This is a genomic window from Trinickia sp., assembly GCF_051953405.1.
In the GTDB taxonomy this organism is placed as follows: Bacteria; Pseudomonadota; Gammaproteobacteria; order Burkholderiales; family Burkholderiaceae; genus Trinickia.
Genome location: NZ_JBQCIV010000046.1, coordinates 1 through 18608, shown reverse-complemented (window position 1 = coordinate 18608; position 18608 = coordinate 1). Strand labels below are relative to the sequence as shown.

Below are 18608 nucleotides of genomic sequence, written 5' to 3'. Positions count from 1 at the left end.
GAGCGCCCTACCGCGAATCGGATCCGAGGTGATCGTAAGTTGGGTCGACGGCAATCCTGACCATCCTCTCGTCATCGGCCGCGTGATGAATTCGTCGAATCTGCCGGCGTGGCGGCTGCCGCACCAGCGGGCGCTGACGGGGATTCGCAGCCGCGAGTTGGTGGGCGATCAGGGCAACCGGGCGGGCGGTCGGAGCAACCACCTGGTATTCGACGATACGGCCAACGCGATTCAGGCGCAGTTGAGATCCGATCATGTGGCGAGTCAGCTGTCGCTGGGCAGTATCACGCGCATCGAGGATTGGCAGGGCCGGCAAGAAGCGCGCGGCGAAGGCTTCGAATTGCGCACCGATGCGGTGGGGGCGATTCGCTCGGGCAAAGGGATGTTGGTCAGTACCGAGGTTCGGCCGGAGGCGAATTCGCATATTGCCGATGTCAGCGAGCCTGTATCGCGTCTGACCAAGGCGCAAACACTGCACGATCAGCTCGGCAAGCTGGCGCACAAGCATGCCGCGCAGGACAGTGGCGCCGATCAGAGTCAGGTGGCCGATGCGCTGAAATCGCAGGCCGACGGCATTAAAGGAGCGGGCGGGGGCTCGTTTCCCGAACTTGGCGAACCGCACTTATTGCTTGCCGGGGCGGCGGGCCTCGAGTTGACGACACCCGCGACCGCGCACGTAACGGGGGGCCAGCACGTTGCCGTCACGTCGGGGCAGAACGTCTCGGTTGCGGCGGGCAAATCGCTGTTTGCGAGCGTATCGGAGAAATTCTCGTTGTTCGTGCATCGCATGGGGATGAAGCTCATTGCGGCCAGCGGCAAGATCCAGGTACAGGCGCAGGACGATGAGCTTGAGTTGCTGGCGAAGAAGGTCGTGGCGATCATCAGTACGACCGACTGGATCAACATCACCGCGAAGCAGGGCATTCGGTTGAACGCTGGTAACAGCGAGCTTGTGATCGATGCCAATGGGATTAATGGGAAGACGCCGGGTAGCAATGTCATTTACGCGGCGAGCCACAGCACGATGGGGCCGCAAAGCGTGCCTGCTCAGTTCCCGGGGGCGGATTTGTGTGCGTCGTTGTCCAGCGGCGCCGCGCAGTCCGGTTCGTCGTCTGTTGCACTTTCGTAATTGCATGACATGAGTATTCCTTTTTCCTTGCAGGTGGCTCCGAACATGCCGTCGGAACTCACTCACGGGTTCGTGCTTATCGAGCCGGCAACAATCGATCACGAGCCGTTCCTGCGAATGCTCGATCTGCATCCTTGCACACCACGTGTTCTCGCGCATCGCGAAGAGTTGATGCCGCGGCTGGTAGATGTGTCGTCACTCGACAGTGATGCCCAGGCGGCGATTAGCGCTGTGTTGATCCGGGAAACGTCGGCTAATCGTCCGCCGGTGTGTTGTGCATGGCTCGCGTCCGAGGCGAGCATCGACGATCTTGCGCATCACATTGCGCGGTATCTTGTCGGGCCAGGTGCCGATGGGCGACCCGCCTTCTGGCGATTCTACGATCCACGCGTGTTGGCGCTGACACTAGCGGCTTTCGATCGTGTCCAACGAGCGACATTGCTGGGGCCGGTAACGGACTGGCAGTTCGCTTGGGTGGGACATCGCTGGGCCGTCACGGGCCCGGGAACACCGAACGACGACAGCAATGGGTATATGCCCGCCTGGCCAAAGCCGGACCAGTGGTCGCGTATCAGCCGCAGTGAAGCAGCCTCGCGCGTGATTGACCGGTTGCCCGCCATGGCACCGGAAAAGGCAGCGCGACTGCCCAGCGAACTCGACCGGATCTTTACCGCGGCGGCCGAGCGTGGCGCAATGCTCGATACCGATGCGCTCGCCGATTACGCATGGCATTGCGTGCGGTACGGTCAAGCATTCGAACAGCATCCAATTGTGCTCGATGCATGGCCCGCACTGTCGCAAGGGGAAATGCTCTGGTCCGATGTCCAGGCCCAGTTCACTCCGAACGATTTCAACGCGCTCGAAACAACGTCGCATTAACCACTCACGCAAAGGAACTAAACGTGTCTGCAGGCTGTTCCCTCTGCGACCGCAAGTCGCTGCTGATTTATCCCGTCCGCTATGCGGTCGCCAGTCCGCGTGGGGCGGCTAAAGCGCCCGCGCTGACGGGCAATTTCAAGATCGACGCGCGCGCACCACAGTCGGTGGCCACGGCCAAATACACGCTTCGTGCGCTGCGCGCGGGGTACCTCTACACGTACGATGAAAGGCGTCGCCGACTGCGCGCGTATATGGTGTTACCCGAAGGTCTGATGTGGAGCTTCGTACCTGGCCAACATCCACCACCGGAGAGTTCTGTCCGTAATACCGCAACGGGTTGCGCAAGGCGCGGCGATATGGCGTTCCTATCGCTTGGCCGTTGCGTGGACGTGGAGCACACGCCGGGTGTCGACGAGGCGACTAACCTTTGGATCGGTTGGTCTAACGTCGCGTGGACGAAGGCGCTAGTCGAGCAGGCGCTTGGCCCTGATGGCGCGAAGTGGCGCGCTCAGCACATGCAGTGTGTCGATGTGAAATCGATGATCGCAGGCGGTGCCGCCCATACTGGTGAGTTTCAGGCAAGCCGGAGCCATATCGCTCAGTTCGTGATGGACAGCGAGGCGCTCAAAGATGCGTTCGACTTTAGCAACACGCCGACAGTAGAGGAACGTCGACTATACGACCTTGCCGACCGGATAGGCGGGGCGATGGCGCAAACGCCGATCAAGAAGGGGTTCGTCGTCGCTCTAGACGATCCGGTCGGGATGACCAACGATCTCGCTGAGCTGACCGTGCCGACTCACCACAACGGCTTCGATGCGGAGGTTTATTGGAAGTACATATCGGCCCAGCTATTGCATCGTGCTGAACTGGGAACGCGAGCCAAGGCGGCAGCTGAGGCAGGGCTGGTCTACGGCAGCTCGAAAGCTGTGGCGGACCTCAACGTTGTAAATGCGGACGTTCATGCGCAGACTGCGGACGACCCAGTCGGTCTCTATCAATTCGTGCGCTCGTGGATCAAGACTGGAAATGGCGATGAGGCGGCGAAGATCCACCAGCAGAAGATCGACGATGTTCCCGCGGCACAGCAAGCAGCAGCGGATCAAGCATGGAATGAGGCATCGCTGAAAATGGGACCCGACGGAAAGCCGGTGATCGGTCCCGGTGGAAAGCCCGTCAGCTTGATCGACACAAAGGCGATCGACCACTTCCTCCGGCACGAATATCCTCAGGCGCTCGATGCATTCAAGCCGAAATGGGATGCGCTTGTCCGCGCTCATGCCGACTGGCTTAAATCCGACTTGCTCGCGGATTGGATGGCTGGGAACCACGACCCCGAGGATCTGCGCAGCGGCTATGCGTACAGCGAGTCCTGCGCGCAAACGATCGGCGTGGCCGCTGGCACCGAGGCTTGCCAGAAGGTGCTCGACGACTGGCTGAGCAGTCCTCAAGTATCGGGGACGCGCCATCTATACGCGCGCGCGCTCCTATTCAATCAAAAGGCACTGATGAAGGCCGCGGATTCGCATGTCAGCGGATCGGATATCCAGTACGAGAACTTCCTGAACGTGTACAAGGATGCTGTCGCGCGAGTCGAAAAGCTGGGTGACCAGGCTTGTCTCCGAGACCGGCTGGTTTTCACTACTGCCAATACGGTCGTGAAGGTGCTCACAAAAGGTTCGAGGGGGGCCGCCGTCGGATTCGTCACGATTCGTTTGTCGATGCAGGCAGGCGTGCGGATCAACGCTGCGAATATCACGGCCCTTGAAGTGCAGAAGTGGATCCTCGCCGAAGGAAGGGCGAGGGGATTAAAGTTGGATGGCAATCGGGTCCAACAGCGCGCGAAAGCTGCCGAAATCAGCCGGGAAGTCCTCAAGGCAAACCCTTCCTCCAATCCGGAAGCGTTTAAGTTTGCCATCGATACGGACGCGTGGGTGGAAAAGGGAACGATCGATGCTGGCGACATTAAGGTTATCAAGCTTCCTGGCGTGGAGACGACACGCAAGTGGCTGAGTTCGGCTTCATCCACCGAATTCAATATGGGCGTCACGACTGCGATTTTTCAGCTCGCGACGCTAACCTTCGCGGGTAAAGATCTGCTCGGTAGCGATCAGTTCAACGAAAATGAGAATCGCCTGAAGGTTATCGGTTCGTTTGTGTCGATTATCGGCAATATTGTTGAAAAGGCATCTGAAACTGTTGCCAAGTCGCATAAACATCCATTAGCCGAATATCTAGCGGGTCAGTGGAAATGGTTTACTCACGACAGAGCAGAAATTGGTGTTGGATTAGGCAAAATCGTCGGTTCGGGAGCGGGAGTCTTCCTTGCTGGTTACGACATATTCGTTAACGCACCGGCGGCTTGGAGGGACGGCGATAGGCATCTTGCTGAGTTGTATGCCGCGAATGGGGGGCTAGGTGCGTATGTCGCGTTGTCTCCATTTTTCTCGTTGCTTCCAGAGGCAGTTGCTGGATGGTTTCCGCCAGCCTGGATATTTTTCGCCGCGTCGATTGCGGTGGGTGCTATTCTCGCCAAATTCAAGCCTGCTGCGATCAACCTATGGGTGCCGCGATCAAAATTTGGAAAAGCGCCCGAGCATTATCGTTCGCTGAACGATGAGCTTGAGGCGTTCAATTCAGCCATGGGGGAGTGATCGATGGACGAACGGGTAATGAAGAAATGCGTAGGCGGGCCTGTTCCACAGTGGGACATGAATCATCGTCTGTCCATTAAAAAACCAGCCGGGCCCGAGGTTAAGGATCTTGGCACGGTCTTTTGCGTCAATTCGACGTTCATGGATGTGGCGGAACCCTCACTTTTTGACAAGCAATGGGCGATTATGGGGGTCGTCATCGCGTTTTGCTTTTCCTGCGGCGGGCCGTACATCTACTACTTCACGCACGCGAATGGATCGTCGGGCGATTTCATAATGAACTGCATAGCACTCGCGATCGTCTACCTATTCGGTAGCATAGTTTGGCGCCTTGGCGGAGGTCTATTTTTTGGGCTTCGCTATAAGCCGATCCGATTTCATCGCGAAGCGCGCAAGCTTTACGCGACTCGGACGAGGCGTTTTTTTTCGAAACCAGGGGAGGGCGACGTCGTCTGGGAAGCCCCATGGGCCGAGGAGTCTATTTTCTGTCTGCATCGTGAACCTACTCCGTACGGAACGAAATTTCATATTCGGCACTACACCGTTGATGACAATGGTAATGTAACGCGCACGTTTTCGATCGGCCGAGAGTGGGATTCGTCACAAATTAGATTGGTTCTTGCTCAATGGAATTATTGGTGCAAGTATATGAACAACGGGCCGAGTGGTTTGCCGAAACCAATGTTGTTTCTCCCCCGGAAGGAAACGCCGCGTGAATCGTTCCTGTTTTCGCTTTATAACTTCGGGATGAGTGCGCCGGTATCTATGCGGTTGCTGGCGATGCCCGCCGTTCTAATTTTCACTTTGATGCGGATGTTGGCGAATGCGACCTGCCGTAATCCTGTCTGGCCGGAAGCCGTCTGGAAAATATCGCCCGTTGCGGAGAACGACCCCTACGCCGAACCTCGCGCGGGGACTCCAGTTGGATGGGCTGAAACGGTCACGGCGCAAAGGCGTGGCGAGTATCCCGACGACGACCACGCAGCCGCCGAAGGTTGGACGGGAGAATCTGACGGTGAAGCGCATGCTGCCGCTTGGCTCGACAGCCCCACCACTATCGCGGCACGATGAGGGAGACGATGCCCCCTTTTCAAAGGGCCCAACTGGACCGGCACAGCGAATGCAAACGTCAATGCTATCCGGTGGCCCGAAAACACGAGATAACCGGCACAACCCAATGAAAGACGAAAACGGCCAAGGCGTGATTCGCTTTCACGACAAGACGACGCACGGTGGAGAAATCGTCACGGCGTACGACGGCGTATGGGTGCGGAGATCAAAGTCGGGAAAAGGTCATGAACGTTATCATTCGTTAAACAATGAGATGAATGCGTTCAACTCGGCCATGGGGGAGGCACAACCGTTTTTTAGTTTCAGCTCGGTCATCGCGCCATTCGCCGTGCCCCTGATCGCGCTAGTACAGATGAGCACAATGAATCGAGTCAGGTTTTATGCCGATCATTGTCAAGTCCAGCGCAGTTCGGTTCCATACGCGAACATTGTCCGCGTCGACCGTGGACGGTTGCGCTGACTATCCGGTACCGTCGCGTCGAGGACGGCTATGACGCCAAGCTGCGGCGAATCAAGCTGCCTTGGATCGAAATGCGCCAGGGCGATCGTCAGAAGTGCTTGGAGTGTCCTGCGCACGAAACTGCCTACGGCAGCGACATTGAACGTCTAGATACGAAGAGCCCATGATGAAAGACGAAAACGGCCGAGGCGTGATCCGCCTCCACGACAAAACGACCCACGGCGGCGAAGTCATTACGGCGTGCGATGAAATCAAGGCAATGGGCATCCCTGTCGCCTTGAAGGACGACGTGACATGGTGCCCTCAGTGCAAGGGGAAATTCAAAATCCTGCCTGAGAACAGTCAGCGAAATCACCACGGCAAGCCGGTCGCATATCACAACGATCCGACCGAATGCGGGGCTCGCCTAATTTCGTCGCTGTGACCCACGTCCCGTCGCCACACTTCCGGCAGCGCGCTTCGCACCGGCGTTAGTTTTGCGATGCGTTCGGACCGACACGTCGCCCCATTGGCAACAGAACAAAAAATGAACACTTTTCGAGAGAGTGGCCGCGTGGCTATAGCCGGTCACGAAAAGCTCGCGACACACGACGTAATGATGCGATCATTGCTCGGCTCGATGGCCCTTGGCGGCGGACAAGTCCGCTGCGTTGGCATCGTGCCGGGCGTCACAATGCGCGTTAGCACAGGCGATCTACAGCCACGGAGCGCCGAACAGGCTCATTCGTTCGCAACGGAAATCTGGGAGAAGATTTCGCCGAAGCTAGCCGAGTGGCTGGCGATGCGAGATTCGCCCGCGGGCGCGACGATGCAACTCGGTGACGTGGTATTCGAATTCGGCTGGGACGAACGGCGCCTCATTGGCCCAGGCCAGAAGGACATTGTCGTCAAGCACGAATCCGCGGCCGTGGCGGCCTATTTGCGGCAGCGTCGGCAGCGCCCGCTGCTGGAACGGCCATTGAGCCCAGAGGAGTTGGCCGATAGACGATGGGCGGAAGCCGCCCGTCGGCTCGCACACGCCGTACTAAAAACCCACGAAACGACTGCGCCGAAGTTGCAGCGGCTGCCGGCTCCGGTCCGGTATCGAGTGACGGGCGCAATGGCTGCCTGGAATGCGCTGTGCGAAGCCCTCAATCCAATCTTGTCGCCGACGATGACGGACACGCTGAAAACGCAGCGCATTCCGCGCCTGATGAAGCGTTTCGAAACGTTAGCACGAGACCTGTTGCCCGACGGAGCAGAGGGATATTGCACGGATGTTATCGCGATGGCCTCATCCTGCAGCGCCGTATGGATGGCGTTCGAAGCCCGTAGCGGCGCATTTTACGAGCCGACGCCGCCGTTGCACCGGCTGCTCGACGCCGCGTATATCGCCGACGACGTGCAGATCGGCATGCTTGCACTCCCGGTCGATACGCTGTGTATTATTCCGGAGCCTAGCCGGTGGGGACAAAGGGGCGAAGTGGAAGCGATCACGATCTTCCGCAACGCGCACTCGATCGGCTTTGTGGCATGGACCGATCGTGTCGACGGTCAAGAAGGCATGTACATGGACGCGCTGGAACTGCCTGTCGACGAGCCGGAAAGAACGATCCGCGAACTGGTCGACAAGGAGTTTCAAGGCTCGAGCCCGGAAGAAGAGGACGCTCGCCAACTGTGGCGCAATGCGCTCGATTACGCCATCAAAATGCTGCTGTACCTGAAGGCACGCGATGCGCACGTCGTTCACGATCGCGCTTATTCGAATGCGCCACGCAACTTCAACGGCCTGGGCAAGCGTCGGCGCGCGGAGCGTCTGGCGGAAATCGAGTTGCTGTATGACAGGCACCTTGTTGGCCCAGCGATCCTCGATGCGGAGCCAGCGGCGTCGCTCCCGCCGAGCGACGGCACGCAGCGGGAAGTCCGTAGCCATTGGCGGCGCCCGCACTTCAAGATGCAGCCGCATGGACCAAATGGCTCGTTGCGAAAGCTCGTTTTCATCGGGCCGACGATCGTGCGGCCCGATCGGCTCATCGCGTAGCGCTCTTGGAATGCGTCGATGATTCCCGTGCGGTTGCCTTCGCGCAATGCACCGACGCGCCAGAGGCAGTGTGTCCGCTAATCCCTTGCACCCTGCATCCGATAGGCGTGTTTCACTCGATCCCGTCCCGCGAATTTAGTTAGTACACGTTCTACGAATGCTCCGAACCGAAGGTGGTCCATCTTTCGCGAGCAAACGATAGAGACATCGCCAATATCACCGCATCCCACAGAGCATCCTGCGCCTCTGCGAGAGATCCTTCGGCCGTAATCGCCAGATCTTTGCCGAATTTGGCGAAATGCACGCCGACGGTTCGGTTGAGCGCATCTAGCCGCGTGGGCGTGATGTCGACCCCGGATTGAGCGGCAAGCATAGCCGTCTCGCCACCGTCGGTCAGGTAGAAGCTGTCGGAAGAAGGCTGGGCGAGGTAAAAGGCGGCGTGCCGACCATCGCAACCGAGCGTCAGCGGGGCAATAGCGCGTATCGTCGACTCTCCAGCAGGAGTGCAGCGCCACCCGGTCATCGCTAGAAGTTGATCGCAGTTCATGCCAGGAGGTCGAGTTGGGTGCCGTGCAAGGGACCTTTCAGTCCGCAAATATCCCCGGCATCATGCCACGAGACGGGTCGAGCCCAATTCGGCAAGCGGGAGGGCCTTGGCTGCTAAGAAAGCCAATAGCCAGCTGGGCAGCTTGTCCCAAAATGGTCGCGATCAATGCGCAACTAACCACGGTCCGACCGCCCCTTGAAAATCCCGCTTCCCACCCCGCATCTTCGGCCCTCCTCCTCTTTGGAGCACGGCGAACATGGGAAGTCGACCCTCCTTTATCGATGATCTCGCGCGCGCACCGTCACCTTCCGACGGCCCACAGGCCAACGAAGGTGCACTCGATCAAGACGACGCGCTGCTCGATGCCTACTCGCGCACCGTCATTCATGCACTCGGACGCGTTCGGCAAGCCGTCGTCTTCGTCTCCGTGGAGCGCGCCCTGCCCGGCGATCCGCGGCGGCACGGCGGCAGCGGGTCGGGATTCCTGTTCACCCCCGATGGCTATCTGCTGACGAACAGCCACGTCGTCCACGGCGCCAGCGCGATCCACGTCACGCTCGCCGACGGCTCGACCCATGCGGCGAGCCTAGTCGGCGACGATCCGAGCACCGATCTGGCCGTGCTGCGGATCGGCTCGGCCGAGCCGTTGCCGCATGTCGAACTCGGAGAATCGTCGAAGCTGCGGGTCGGCCAAATCGCGATTGCCGTCGGCAATCCGCTCGGGCTAGCCCAAACGGTAACGACCGGCGTCGTCTCCGCGCTCGGCCGCTCGCTGCGCTCGGCGTCGGGCCGCATGATCTACGACGTCATTCAAACCGACGCGGCTCTCAATCCAGGCAACTCCGGCGGGCCGCTCGTCAATTCGGCCGGGCAGGTCGTCGGCGTGAACACGGCGATCATTCCGGGCGCGCAGTCCATCTGCTTCGCCACCGCGATCGATACGGCCAAGTGGGTGATCATGCAATTGTTCGCGCACGGTCGCGTGCGCCGCGCGTATATCGGCGTAGCGGGAACCGCCGTCCCGATCGCACGCAAGGCGCAACGCTATTTCGCGCTCGACATCGCAAGCGGCGTACGCGTGATGGAACTCGTCAAAGGCAGCCCGGCCGCGCTCGGCGGGCTGCGCGTCGACGATACGATCGTCGCGATCGACGGCACGGCCGTGGACGGCGTCGATGCGTTGCAACGCGTGCTCGATGCCTCAACCATCGACCGCACCGTCGACATCACGGTATTGCGGACGACGCAAAAGCTCACATTGCAAGTGACGCCGGTCGAACCGGCCGCTGCGCGCTCGACCTAAGATCAGTGCAGTTGGCGCTTCAAGTCCGACAACTCGGAATGCATCGTCGAGACGGCACGTTTCAAGTCGCCGTCGACATTGCCGCTCTTTTGGCATGCCCGCTCGGCGCGGTCGCCGATCGCTTCGAGCGAATCGATGCACTCGCGCATCCGGCCCTCGTCCTGCGATTTCATCGCCGATTGCGCCGTCTTACATTGCTTGTCGAGTTCTTCGACGCAGCTTTTCAAATCCTGCGGCACCGACTGCGCGCTCTGGCAGCTACGCGTCGCTTCGCTGATCGTTTGCTGAATATGAGAAAACCGCTTTTGAATTTCGCTACTTTGCAGCATGGTCAACTCCTTCACGAATCGGTCCTCGATGAGCCTTTAGCAACCCGACCTCGGTTGCCCCCAGTCGTCATCCGCCCCGCTTCCGTCGACCAAGCTCGGCGCCGCTTCGCGTCGAACGCGACGAAGCGGCGAATGGCCCTTCCAGTCTAGGCGATCGAACTGATGGATTCCCGGCGATCGATGCAAAAACGCGCTGCCCGCATCGATGCTCCAGACCCCGATAGCGCAACCGGCTCCCCTGCAAAACGTTCGACGACGCACGCGGCTCATCGATAACGCGCGCTGTCGATGTCCCTACTGGACTGGCCATATTTCGCGCGCAAGAAGCGCGCCGCTCGCAAGCACGGCGACCGCCCCGGTGTCCCCGTCTGCACGCTTGCCTGCCTCGCTTTAACGCCGCAGCAGCCGCAGGCCGTTTGCCACCACGATGAGGCTCGCGCCCGCATCGGCGAATACCGCCATCCACATCGTTCCGTGCCCCGCGAGCGTGAGCACCAAGAAAACCGCCTTCACCGCCAGCGCGAACACGATGTTCTGCACGAGCACCGCGTAGGTTGTGCGCGATAGGCGCACGAACGCCGGAATCTTGCGCAAGTCGTCGTCCATCAACGCGACATCGGCCGTCTCGATCGCCGCATCGCTGCCCATGGCGCCCATCGCAAACCCGATGCGCGCGCGTGCCAGCGCCGGCGCATCGTTGATCCCGTCGCCCACCATCCCCACCGCGCCGCCGTCCGCCGCGAGCGATTCGATCGCTCGCAGCTTGTCATCGGGCAACTGCTCGCCGCGAACGTCGTCGATCCCCACTTCCGCGGCGATGGCGCGCGCCGTATGCGCGTTGTCGCCCGTCAGCATCGCCGTGCGAATGCCGAGCGCGTGCAATTGGGCCAACGCCGTGCGGCTCGTTTGCTTGACCGTGTCGGCAACGGCAAACAGCGCGAGCACACGCACCTCATCCATCAGCACAACAACCGACCGGCCGAGCTGCTCGAGTTCGCTCGCACGCGCCTCGACAGCCTGAGCGAGCCCTCCCCGCTCGCGCGCTAGCCGCGAGTTGCCGAGCCAATAGCGCGAGCCGTCGATCGATCCCGCCACGCCGCGACCAGGCAACGCTTCGAAACCGTCGACCGCCGCCGTCCGATTCGCGTCGTCGCCGAGGCTCGCGGACGCAGCCGCGTTGGCGATCGCGCGCGATACCGGATGATCGGAACGTCCCGCGAGCGCCGCGGCGATGCGCCGGCAATCGCTCGCCGAGACATCCGCTTGCGGTTCGAAATCGGTTTGCGCAGGCGAACCGGTCGTGATCGTGCCCGTCTTGTCGAGCGCGATCCAAGCGAGCTTGCGGCCCTCTTCGAGATAGACGCCGCCCTTGATCAAAATGCCGCGCCGAGCGGCAGCCGCAAGTCCGCTGACGATCGTCACGGGCGTCGAGATAACGAGCGCGCAAGGACAGGCAATCACCAGCATGACGAGCGCACGGTAAATCCACTCGCGCCACATCCCGCCGGCGACGAGCGGCGGTACGACAGCAACCAGCAGCGCACACCCGAAGACGATCGGCGTGTACACGCGAGCGAAGCGATCGACGAAACGCTGCGTCGGTGCGCGCTTGCCCTGCGCTTGCTCGACGGCATGGATGATGCGCGCGAGCGTGGTGCCGTCGGAGGACGCGCTCACCCGATACTCGAATGAACCGGCCTCGTTGATTGTGCCCGCGAACACGGCGTCGCCTGGGCCCTTGTCGACGGGCAAGCTTTCGCCCGTAATCGGCGCTTGGTTCACGCTCGATTCACCGGTGACGATTTCGCCGTCGAGGGCGATGCGCTCGCCTGGTGCCACGCGCACACGGGCACCGATCGGCACGGTCTTCGCCTCGACGCTCGTCCAACTGCCGTCGCTTTGCTGGACGGTCGCCGTCTCGGGTGCCAACCGCATCAGCGCATGAATGGCGTTGCGCGCGCGATCGAGGGACATCGCTTCGATGCGCTCGGCCAGCGCGAACAGCACCATCACCATCGCGGCTTCCGGCCACTGACGCAGCACCATCGCACCCGTCACGGCGATGCTCATCAAAGCGTTGATATTCAGGTTGCCGTTGCGGATCGCGATCCAGCCTTTGCGATAAGTGTTCAGGCCGCTCAACGCCAGCGCAAAACCGGCGCAGAGGCCCGCGAGCCACGGCGACGCGCCCGCCCATGTCGCCGCCTCGGAAACCACCGCGGCGATCGCCGCCAATGCGAGCGGCCACCACGGTCGCGCCGGCTCTGAGACCGGCTGGGCAGCCGATGTGGGATCGGGAAGCTCCGGCACGAAGCCGAGCCAGCGGATGGCGCCGAGTATCGCCGGTTCGGCCCCGGGGGCGTGCACGACTTTCAAGGTGCGCTGCATCAGATTGAAGTCGAGGCCCGTCACTTCGGACATGTCATCGAGCTTGCCTCGAATCAGCGCTTCCTCGGTCGGACAATCCATCTGCATGATGCGGATCGTCGTCTCGATGCCGTCGCCTCGCTTCGCGGCGGCAGGAAGCGGCACCAGCACGGCGGCGTCGTGCGCGCAGCAACCGTCGTGGGCCGTGTGGCCGGGGCCGGGCGACGCGGCATGCGCATGCGAGTCGTGACGGTGACCGTGGTCGTGGTCGCACCCCCGTGCGTGCTCGTGCTCGTGCTCGACCGAATCCGAATGAGCCTGGCCGCATTCGTGCGAATGGTGGGCGTGCGCCGATGCCACATGACCGGCGTGGCGATGGGCGTGTTCGCCGGCGTGCGCCTCTTCGGCGCCATGTTCGTCGTGTGCGCGATGCGATCGCGTCATGGAAATGTCCTCGGTGTACCGTTGGGGTAGAGTAAACACCTTGTAGCCACTCCAAGGTCAACCCTCGACCGCTGCGAGCTTCCCATGAAAATCGGCGAATTGGCGAAAGCCGCCCATTGCACGACGGAAACGATTCGTTTCTACGAAAAAGAGGGCTTGATGCCGGATGCCCAGCGCACGGAAGCGAATTACCGTTCCTATGGCGCCGAGCACATCGAGCGGTTGCGCTTCATCCGCAACTGCCGCGCGCTGGACATGACGCACGACGAGATCCGCATGTTGCTGCGGTTGATGGACCGCCATTCGGATCGCTGCGAATCGATCGACGCGCTGCTCGATGCGCACATCGGCCACGTGGATACGAGACTGGCCGAACTCGAACAGCTCAAGGCGCAGCTCATCGAGTTGCGCGAGCAATGCAAGGGCGAAGGAACCGTCGATGCGTGCGGCATCGTCCATGGGCTCGCCTCGATGGAAACGCAGCCGGCGCCGGCCAAGCGGACGCACGTCGGCTAAGCGCCGCGCGCGGATGGCCGCGCGTTATCCCACACGCCCCCTCGACGACAAAGGCCCCGCGAACCATCCGCGGGGCCTTCGGCATTTGCGCTTCGCCCGTCGGACGAAGCGCTTAGCAATGCGCGACGATTACTTCGCGCCGACGCTTTGCAGCGGCTTCCACTGGCCGTTTTCTGCCTTGTAGATCGTGATGCCGCCGTTCTTCAGATCGCCGTGCTCGTCGTAGGCGAGGTGGGTCGTCGTCACACCAGCCATGTCGGTCTTCGCGAGCACCGGCAGGTACTTCGCCGGATCCGTCGAGTTGGCCTTCTTCATCGCCGTCAGCAGCGCGATCGTACCGTCGTAGGCGTACGGCGAGTACGTTTCGACTTCGGTACCGAACATCTTCTTGTACTTCGCGACGTATTGCGCGCCGCCAGGCATGTCGGAGAGCGGCAGACCTGCGAGCGAAGCGTACGTGCCGTCGGCAGCCGAGCCGGCGATCTTCAGGAAGTCGGGCGTGTGCAGCATTTCGCCGCCCATCAACGGCGCCTTGATCGCCAGCGACTTCATTTGCTTGGCCATCGGCGCGGCTTGCGCATCGGCACCGCCGAAGTAGATCAGGTCGGGGTTGGCGGCCTTCAGCTTCGTCAAGATGCCCTTGAAGTCGACTGCCTTGTCGTTCGTGAATTCGCGATCGACGATGGTTGCGCCGGCAGCCTTCGCCGCCTTCGCGAATTGATCGGCCAGACCTTGACCATAAGCCGTGCGGTCGTCGACGATCGCGATCTTCTTCATGTTCAGGTTCTTCACGGCGAACGTGCCCGCGACCGACCCTTGCTGCGTGTCGGAAGTCATCATGCGGAACGTCGTCTTAAAGCCTTGCTGCGTGTACTCGGGCGCCGTCGCCATCGCAACTTCGGGGATGCCCGCGTTCGCATAGATGCGCGAAGCCGGGATCGTCGTGCCCGAGTTGAAGTGGCCGATCATGCCCTTGATGCCGTCGTCGACGAGCTTTTGGGCAACCGTCGTCCCCGTGCGCGGGTCGGCTTGGTCGTCGGCTGCGTCGAGCACGAATTCGACTTGCTTGCCGCCGATCACGGGCTTCGTCGCGTTCATGTCCGAGATCGCGAGCTTGACGCCGTTTTGGAAGTCGGTGCCGTAGTGCGCTTGCGCACCCGTCATCGGGCCGGCAAAGCCGATCTTCACTTGCTCTGCTTGATCTGCGTGTGCGGTCCCCACCAGCGACATTGCCGCAACCAGCGTCGCGCCTGCCAGCGTTTTCATTTTGTGCTGCATAGCTTCTCCTAGATACCAAGGTAGTTGGGAGCAGCCTCGGGGTCGCCGCACCGCTCCCGTTTTTGAATCCATCGACAAGGATTGCTCAGCCGATCGTCATCAAATTCGCATTGCCGCCCGCCGCGGCCGTATTCACGCTGACCGAGCGTTCCGTCAGTAACCGCTCGAGCGCGTAATCTTCATCGCCGTTCTCCAGCGCGTGCGTCGAGACGCCCTGCACCGAAACGATCGGCCCCGGGCGTTTCGCCACCTCCCTCACGAGCGCCAGCAACTCGTCGCTGTCGCCTTCGAACAGCACCGCATCGAAAGGCGCATCGGCACTCTTTTGCACGTCGGCGAACGGCTTCAACTGGCTCGGCAGCGACGCCACGAGCGCCTCGCCGGCCGCGCCCGAAAATACCGCGCGGTTCCCCGTCGCCAGCACCGCCGCGAACTGCGCCCGCGCGCCGCCGAGCGTCGAAGGCACGCAGGATACCGTGCCGCGCGCACCGAGCGTATAGGTGTTGCGCTCGCCGGTCGGCCCCGGCAACACGGCCGTGGCACCGGCCGGCATATTAGCGAGATAGCCGTCGCAGCGGGCCGCGAGCGCGGGTTGCCGCTCGGCGATAAGCCAGTCGCGCAGCGCCGTGAGTGCGGCACGCGGCGAGAGCGGGGCCGCGCTCTTCGCTTGTTCGCTCGCGCCGTCTGCTACGAGCGAGGCCGCGAGCGACTTCGGCAAACCGGACGGACGCTTGGCGAGCAGGCGTTGCAGATAGAGCGCCCCACCGGCCTTCGGCCCGGTGCCCGACAGCCCTTCTCCGCCGAACGGCTGCACGCCGACAACCGCACCGATCACGTTGCGATTGACATAGATGTTGCCGACGTGAGCACGCGAGATGACGTGCGCGATCGTTTCATCGATCCGCGTATGGATCCCGAGCGTGAGCCCATAGCCCGTCGCGCGAATCTGCTCGAGCAGCTTGTCGAGGCCGCTGCGACGATAGCGAATCACGTGCAGCACCGGGCCGAACACTTCGCGCTTCAATTCGTCGATGCTCTCGAGTTCGATCAGCGTCGGCGGCACGAAGGTACCGTGCGCGCAGTGCTCGGGCAGCGGCAGTTGCGTCACCGTGCGGCCCTTCTCGCGCAAGGCGGCAGCATGCGCGTCGATCGTGCGCTTGGCTTCGGCGTCGATGACGGGGCCGACGTCCGTCGACAGGCGGTCGGGATTGCCGAGCGCGAGTTCGTGCATCGCGCCTTTGAGCATCGTCAGCGTGCGATCGGCGACGTCGTCCTGCAAGCACAGCACGCGCAGTGCCGAGCAACGCTGGCCGGCCGAGTCGAAGGCCGATTGCATGACGTCGGCCACCACTTGCTCCGCGAGCGCCGACGAATCGACGATCATCGCGTTCTGACCGCCCGTCTCCGCGATCAGCGGGATCGGCTTGCCGTCCGGATCGAGGCGGTCGGAGAGCGTCTTGTTGATGAGGCGCGCCACTTCGGTCGAGCCCGTGAACATGACGGCACGGGTACGCGGATCGGCGACGAGCGAAGCGCCCACCGTCTCGCCGTCGCCCGGCAGCAGTTGCACGGCACCCGCGGGCACACCGGCTTCGCGCAACAGGCGGACGGCCTGCGCGGCAATCAGCGGCGTTTGTTCGGCCGGCTTGGCGAGCACCGTGTTGCCGGCCGCGAGCGCGGCAGCCACTTGCCCCATGAAGATCGCCAGCGGGAAGTTCCACGGGCTGATGCAGACGACGGGCCCGAGCGGACGATGCGTATCGTTCGAGAATTCCTCGCGAATCTGTGCCGAGTAGTAACGCAGGAAATCGACCGCTTCGCGAATCTCGGCGATGGCATTGGGCAGCGACTTGCCCGCTTCGCGCACGATGAGGCCCATGAGCGTGTGCATCTGCGCTTCGAGCAGATCGGCCGCTCGCGCGAGGCAATCGGCGCGCGCGTTGACGGGCGTGGCTTGCCAGATCGGCGCCGCGGCGACGGCGAAGGCGAGCGCCGCGTTCACGTCTTCGCGAGTGGCTTCGACGACGGTCCCCACCAGATCGCGGTGGTCGGCCGGGTTGCGCACGACGTGCTCGCTGCGGCCCGCTGCGCTGGACGCGGCCAGCTCGCCGCTTTCGAGCATCGGCGCCGCGCGCCACGGATGATGGGCGCTCGCGAGCAGCGCCGAAGACAACGAAGCGAGGCGATGCTCGTTCGACAGATCGAGGCCCATCGAATTCAGACGCTCGCTGCCGAACAGATCGCGCGGCAGCGGAATCTTCGCGTGCGGCGCGCCGAGCGGAACGATCTTCGAGGCTTCGTCCACGGGATCGGCCACGAGCGCGGCGACGGGCACCGTTTCATCGGCGATGCGATTGACGAACGACGTGTTCGCGCCGTTCTCGAGCAAGCGGCGCACGAGATACGCGAGCAGCGTTTCATGCGTGCCGACCGGCGCGTAGATGCGGCACGGACGGTTCAGCTTGTCGCGGCCCGTGACTTCTTCGTAAAGCGGTTCGCCCATGCCGTGCAGACATTGGAACTCGTACTGCCCGGGGTAGTAGTTCTGGCCGGCGAGGTGATAGATCGCCGCGAGCGTATAGGCGTTGTGCGTCGCGAATTGCGGATAGACGGCATCGGGCGCGCCGAGCAGCTTCTTCGCGCAGGCGAGATACGAGACGTCGGTGTAGACCTTGCGCGTATAGACCGGATAGCCTTCGAGCCCGTCCAGCTGGGCGCGCTTGATCTCGCTGTCCCAATAGGCGCCTTTCACGAGGCGCACCATGATGCGGTGACGGCTGCGGCGCGCCAAATCGACGACGTAGTCGATCACGAACGGGCAGCGCTTCTGATAGGCCTGCACGACGAAGCCGATACCGTTCCAGCCGGCCAGTTCGGCATCGAAGCACAGCGCTTCGAGCAGATCGAGCGAGAGTTCGAGGCGGTCGGCTTCCTCGGCGTCGATGTTCAGGCCGATGTCGTAGCGGCGTGCGAGCACGGCGAGCGAACGCACGCGCGGCAGCAGTTCGTTCATCGTGCGCTCTTGTTGCGCGCGCGAGTAGCGCGGATGCAGCGCCGAGAGCTTGATCGAGATGCCGGGGCCTTCGTAGATGCCGCGCCCACCGGCCGCCTTGCCGATCGCATGGATCGCTTGCTCGTACGACGCGTAGTAGCGCTGCGCGTCTTCCTCGGTCGTGGCCGCTTCGCCGAGCATGTCGTACGAATAGCGGAAGCCCCGCGCTTCGAACTTGCGGCTGTTCGCAAGCGCCTCGGAAATCGTCTCGCCCGTGACGAATTGCTCGCCCATCAAGCGCATCGCCATGTCGACGCCCTTGCGGATCAACGGCTCGCCGCCCTTGCCGATCAAGCGCGTCAGCGCCGACGACAGGCCCGCTTCGCTGTTGGTCGTGACGAGCTTACCGGTGATCATGAGGCCCCAGGTGGCCGCGTTCACGAACAGCGACGGCGCGTGGCCCATGTGCGACTTCCAGTCGCCCTTGCTGATCTTGTCGCGAATCAGCGCGTCGCGCGTGGCGCGATCGGGGATGCGCAGCAGCGCCTCGGCCAGACACATGAGGGCCACGCCTTCCTGGCTCGACAGCGAGAACTCGTGAATGAGGCCCTCGACGCCG

Annotated in this window: 15 protein-coding genes; 10 read left to right on the top strand and 5 right to left on the bottom strand. The window is 62.2% G+C overall.

Going from position 1 to position 18608, the window contains the following annotated elements; translation table 11 throughout:
- The 7 genes from ACTHN9_RS07365 to ACTHN9_RS07335 form a co-directional block, all read left to right on the top strand.
- On the top strand, positions 1 to 1129 hold a 1129-nt coding region (locus ACTHN9_RS07365), incomplete at its 5' end, for a DUF2345 domain-containing protein (RefSeq protein WP_440536106.1).
- Positions 1130 to 1246: 117 nt separating this feature from the next.
- Positions 1247 to 2008, top strand: coding sequence for a DUF4123 domain-containing protein (locus ACTHN9_RS07360; protein ID WP_440536105.1), 762 nt, complete (start codon positions 1247 to 1249; stop codon positions 2006 to 2008).
- Positions 2009 to 2031: 23 nt separating this feature from the next.
- Positions 2032 to 4662, top strand: a complete 2631-nt coding sequence (locus tag ACTHN9_RS07355) for a T6SS effector BTH_I2691 family protein (protein ID WP_440536104.1) — start codon at positions 2032 to 2034, stop codon at positions 4660 to 4662.
- A 3-nt stretch (positions 4663 to 4665) separates the two neighbouring features.
- Positions 4666 to 5733, top strand: a complete 1068-nt coding sequence (locus ACTHN9_RS07350; protein ID WP_440536103.1) for a DUF6708 domain-containing protein — start codon at positions 4666 to 4668, stop codon at positions 5731 to 5733.
- A 106-nt stretch (positions 5734 to 5839) separates the two neighbouring features.
- Positions 5840 to 6193 carry a hypothetical protein gene (locus ACTHN9_RS07345; protein ID WP_440536102.1) on the top strand — a complete coding sequence of 118 codons (354 nt, stop codon included), beginning with the start codon at positions 5840 to 5842 and terminating at the stop codon, positions 6191 to 6193.
- Positions 6194 to 6359: 166 nt separating this feature from the next.
- Positions 6360 to 6617 (top strand): PAAR domain-containing protein, encoded by a 258-nt coding sequence (locus ACTHN9_RS07340; protein WP_440536101.1) that lies wholly within the window; start codon positions 6360 to 6362, stop codon positions 6615 to 6617.
- A gap of 249 nt (positions 6618 to 6866) precedes the next feature.
- On the top strand, positions 6867 to 8213 hold the full coding sequence (locus ACTHN9_RS07335) for a hypothetical protein (protein WP_440536100.1): 1347 nt from the start codon (positions 6867 to 6869) through the stop codon (positions 8211 to 8213).
- Between the two features lie 151 nt (positions 8214 to 8364).
- On the opposite strand, the gene ACTHN9_RS07330 is transcribed toward ACTHN9_RS07335, so the two are convergent.
- A complete protein-coding gene (locus tag ACTHN9_RS07330) occupies positions 8365 to 8760 on the bottom strand; it encodes a DUF1828 domain-containing protein (RefSeq protein WP_440536099.1) in 396 nt (131 codons plus the stop codon).
- A gap of 256 nt (positions 8761 to 9016) precedes the next feature.
- Between ACTHN9_RS07330 and ACTHN9_RS07325 the strand changes: the two genes are divergently transcribed.
- Positions 9017 to 10063, top strand: coding sequence for a S1C family serine protease (locus ACTHN9_RS07325; RefSeq protein ID WP_440536098.1), 1047 nt, complete (start codon positions 9017 to 9019; stop codon positions 10061 to 10063).
- 2 nt (positions 10064 to 10065) lie between these two features.
- Here ACTHN9_RS07325 and ACTHN9_RS07320 read toward each other — a convergent pair whose 3' ends face one another.
- Positions 10066 to 10392 (bottom strand): hypothetical protein, encoded by a 327-nt coding sequence (locus tag ACTHN9_RS07320; protein WP_440536097.1) that lies wholly within the window; start codon positions 10390 to 10392, stop codon positions 10066 to 10068.
- 390 nt (positions 10393 to 10782) lie between these two features.
- Positions 10783 to 12930 carry a heavy metal translocating P-type ATPase gene (locus ACTHN9_RS07315; RefSeq protein ID WP_440536096.1) on the bottom strand — a complete coding sequence of 716 codons (2148 nt, stop codon included), beginning with the start codon at positions 12928 to 12930 and terminating at the stop codon, positions 10783 to 10785.
- A 9-nt stretch (positions 12931 to 12939) separates the two neighbouring features.
- On the opposite strand from ACTHN9_RS07315, the gene ACTHN9_RS07310 reads away from it, so the two are divergent.
- Both ACTHN9_RS07310 and cadR read left to right on the top strand, forming a co-directional pair.
- Complete coding sequence (locus ACTHN9_RS07310; RefSeq protein ID WP_440536095.1) at positions 12940 to 13233, top strand: hypothetical protein; 294 nt, start codon at positions 12940 to 12942, stop codon at positions 13231 to 13233.
- Positions 13234 to 13287: 54 nt separating this feature from the next.
- Positions 13288 to 13719, top strand: a complete 432-nt coding sequence (gene cadR, locus ACTHN9_RS07305) for a Cd(II)/Pb(II)-responsive transcriptional regulator (protein WP_440536094.1) — start codon at positions 13288 to 13290, stop codon at positions 13717 to 13719.
- 129 nt (positions 13720 to 13848) lie between these two features.
- Here the strand turns inward: cadR and ACTHN9_RS07300 are convergent, their stop codons facing one another.
- Entirely contained in the window at positions 13849 to 14997 is a 1149-nt protein-coding gene (locus ACTHN9_RS07300) for a branched-chain amino acid ABC transporter substrate-binding protein (RefSeq protein WP_440536093.1), read from the bottom strand.
- An 85-nt stretch (positions 14998 to 15082) separates the two neighbouring features.
- Positions 15083 to 18608 (bottom strand): trifunctional transcriptional regulator/proline dehydrogenase/L-glutamate gamma-semialdehyde dehydrogenase (gene putA / locus ACTHN9_RS07295; protein WP_440536092.1); only part of this gene is annotated, 3526 nt, incomplete at its 5' end.

Coding starts and splice junctions, on each gene's coding strand:
- ACTHN9_RS07300 (WP_440536093.1), bottom strand. CDS start 14,997: ATGCAGCACAAAATGAAAACGCTGGCAGGCGCGACGCTGGTTGCGGCA.
- ACTHN9_RS07360 (WP_440536105.1), top strand. CDS start 1,247: ATGCTCGATCTGCATCCTTGCACACCACGTGTTCTCGCGCATCGCGAA.
- ACTHN9_RS07335 (WP_440536100.1), top strand. CDS start 6,867: ATGCGCGTTAGCACAGGCGATCTACAGCCACGGAGCGCCGAACAGGCT.
- ACTHN9_RS07340 (WP_440536101.1), top strand. CDS start 6,360: ATGAAAGACGAAAACGGCCGAGGCGTGATCCGCCTCCACGACAAAACG.
- ACTHN9_RS07350 (WP_440536103.1), top strand. CDS start 4,666: ATGGACGAACGGGTAATGAAGAAATGCGTAGGCGGGCCTGTTCCACAG.
- ACTHN9_RS07325 (WP_440536098.1), top strand. CDS start 9,017: ATGGGAAGTCGACCCTCCTTTATCGATGATCTCGCGCGCGCACCGTCA.
- ACTHN9_RS07330 (WP_440536099.1), bottom strand. CDS start 8,760: ATGAACTGCGATCAACTTCTAGCGATGACCGGGTGGCGCTGCACTCCT.
- ACTHN9_RS07345 (WP_440536102.1), top strand. CDS start 5,840: ATGAAAGACGAAAACGGCCAAGGCGTGATTCGCTTTCACGACAAGACG.
- cadR (WP_440536094.1), top strand. CDS start 13,288: ATGAAAATCGGCGAATTGGCGAAAGCCGCCCATTGCACGACGGAAACG.
- ACTHN9_RS07320 (WP_440536097.1), bottom strand. CDS start 10,392: ATGCTGCAAAGTAGCGAAATTCAAAAGCGGTTTTCTCATATTCAGCAA.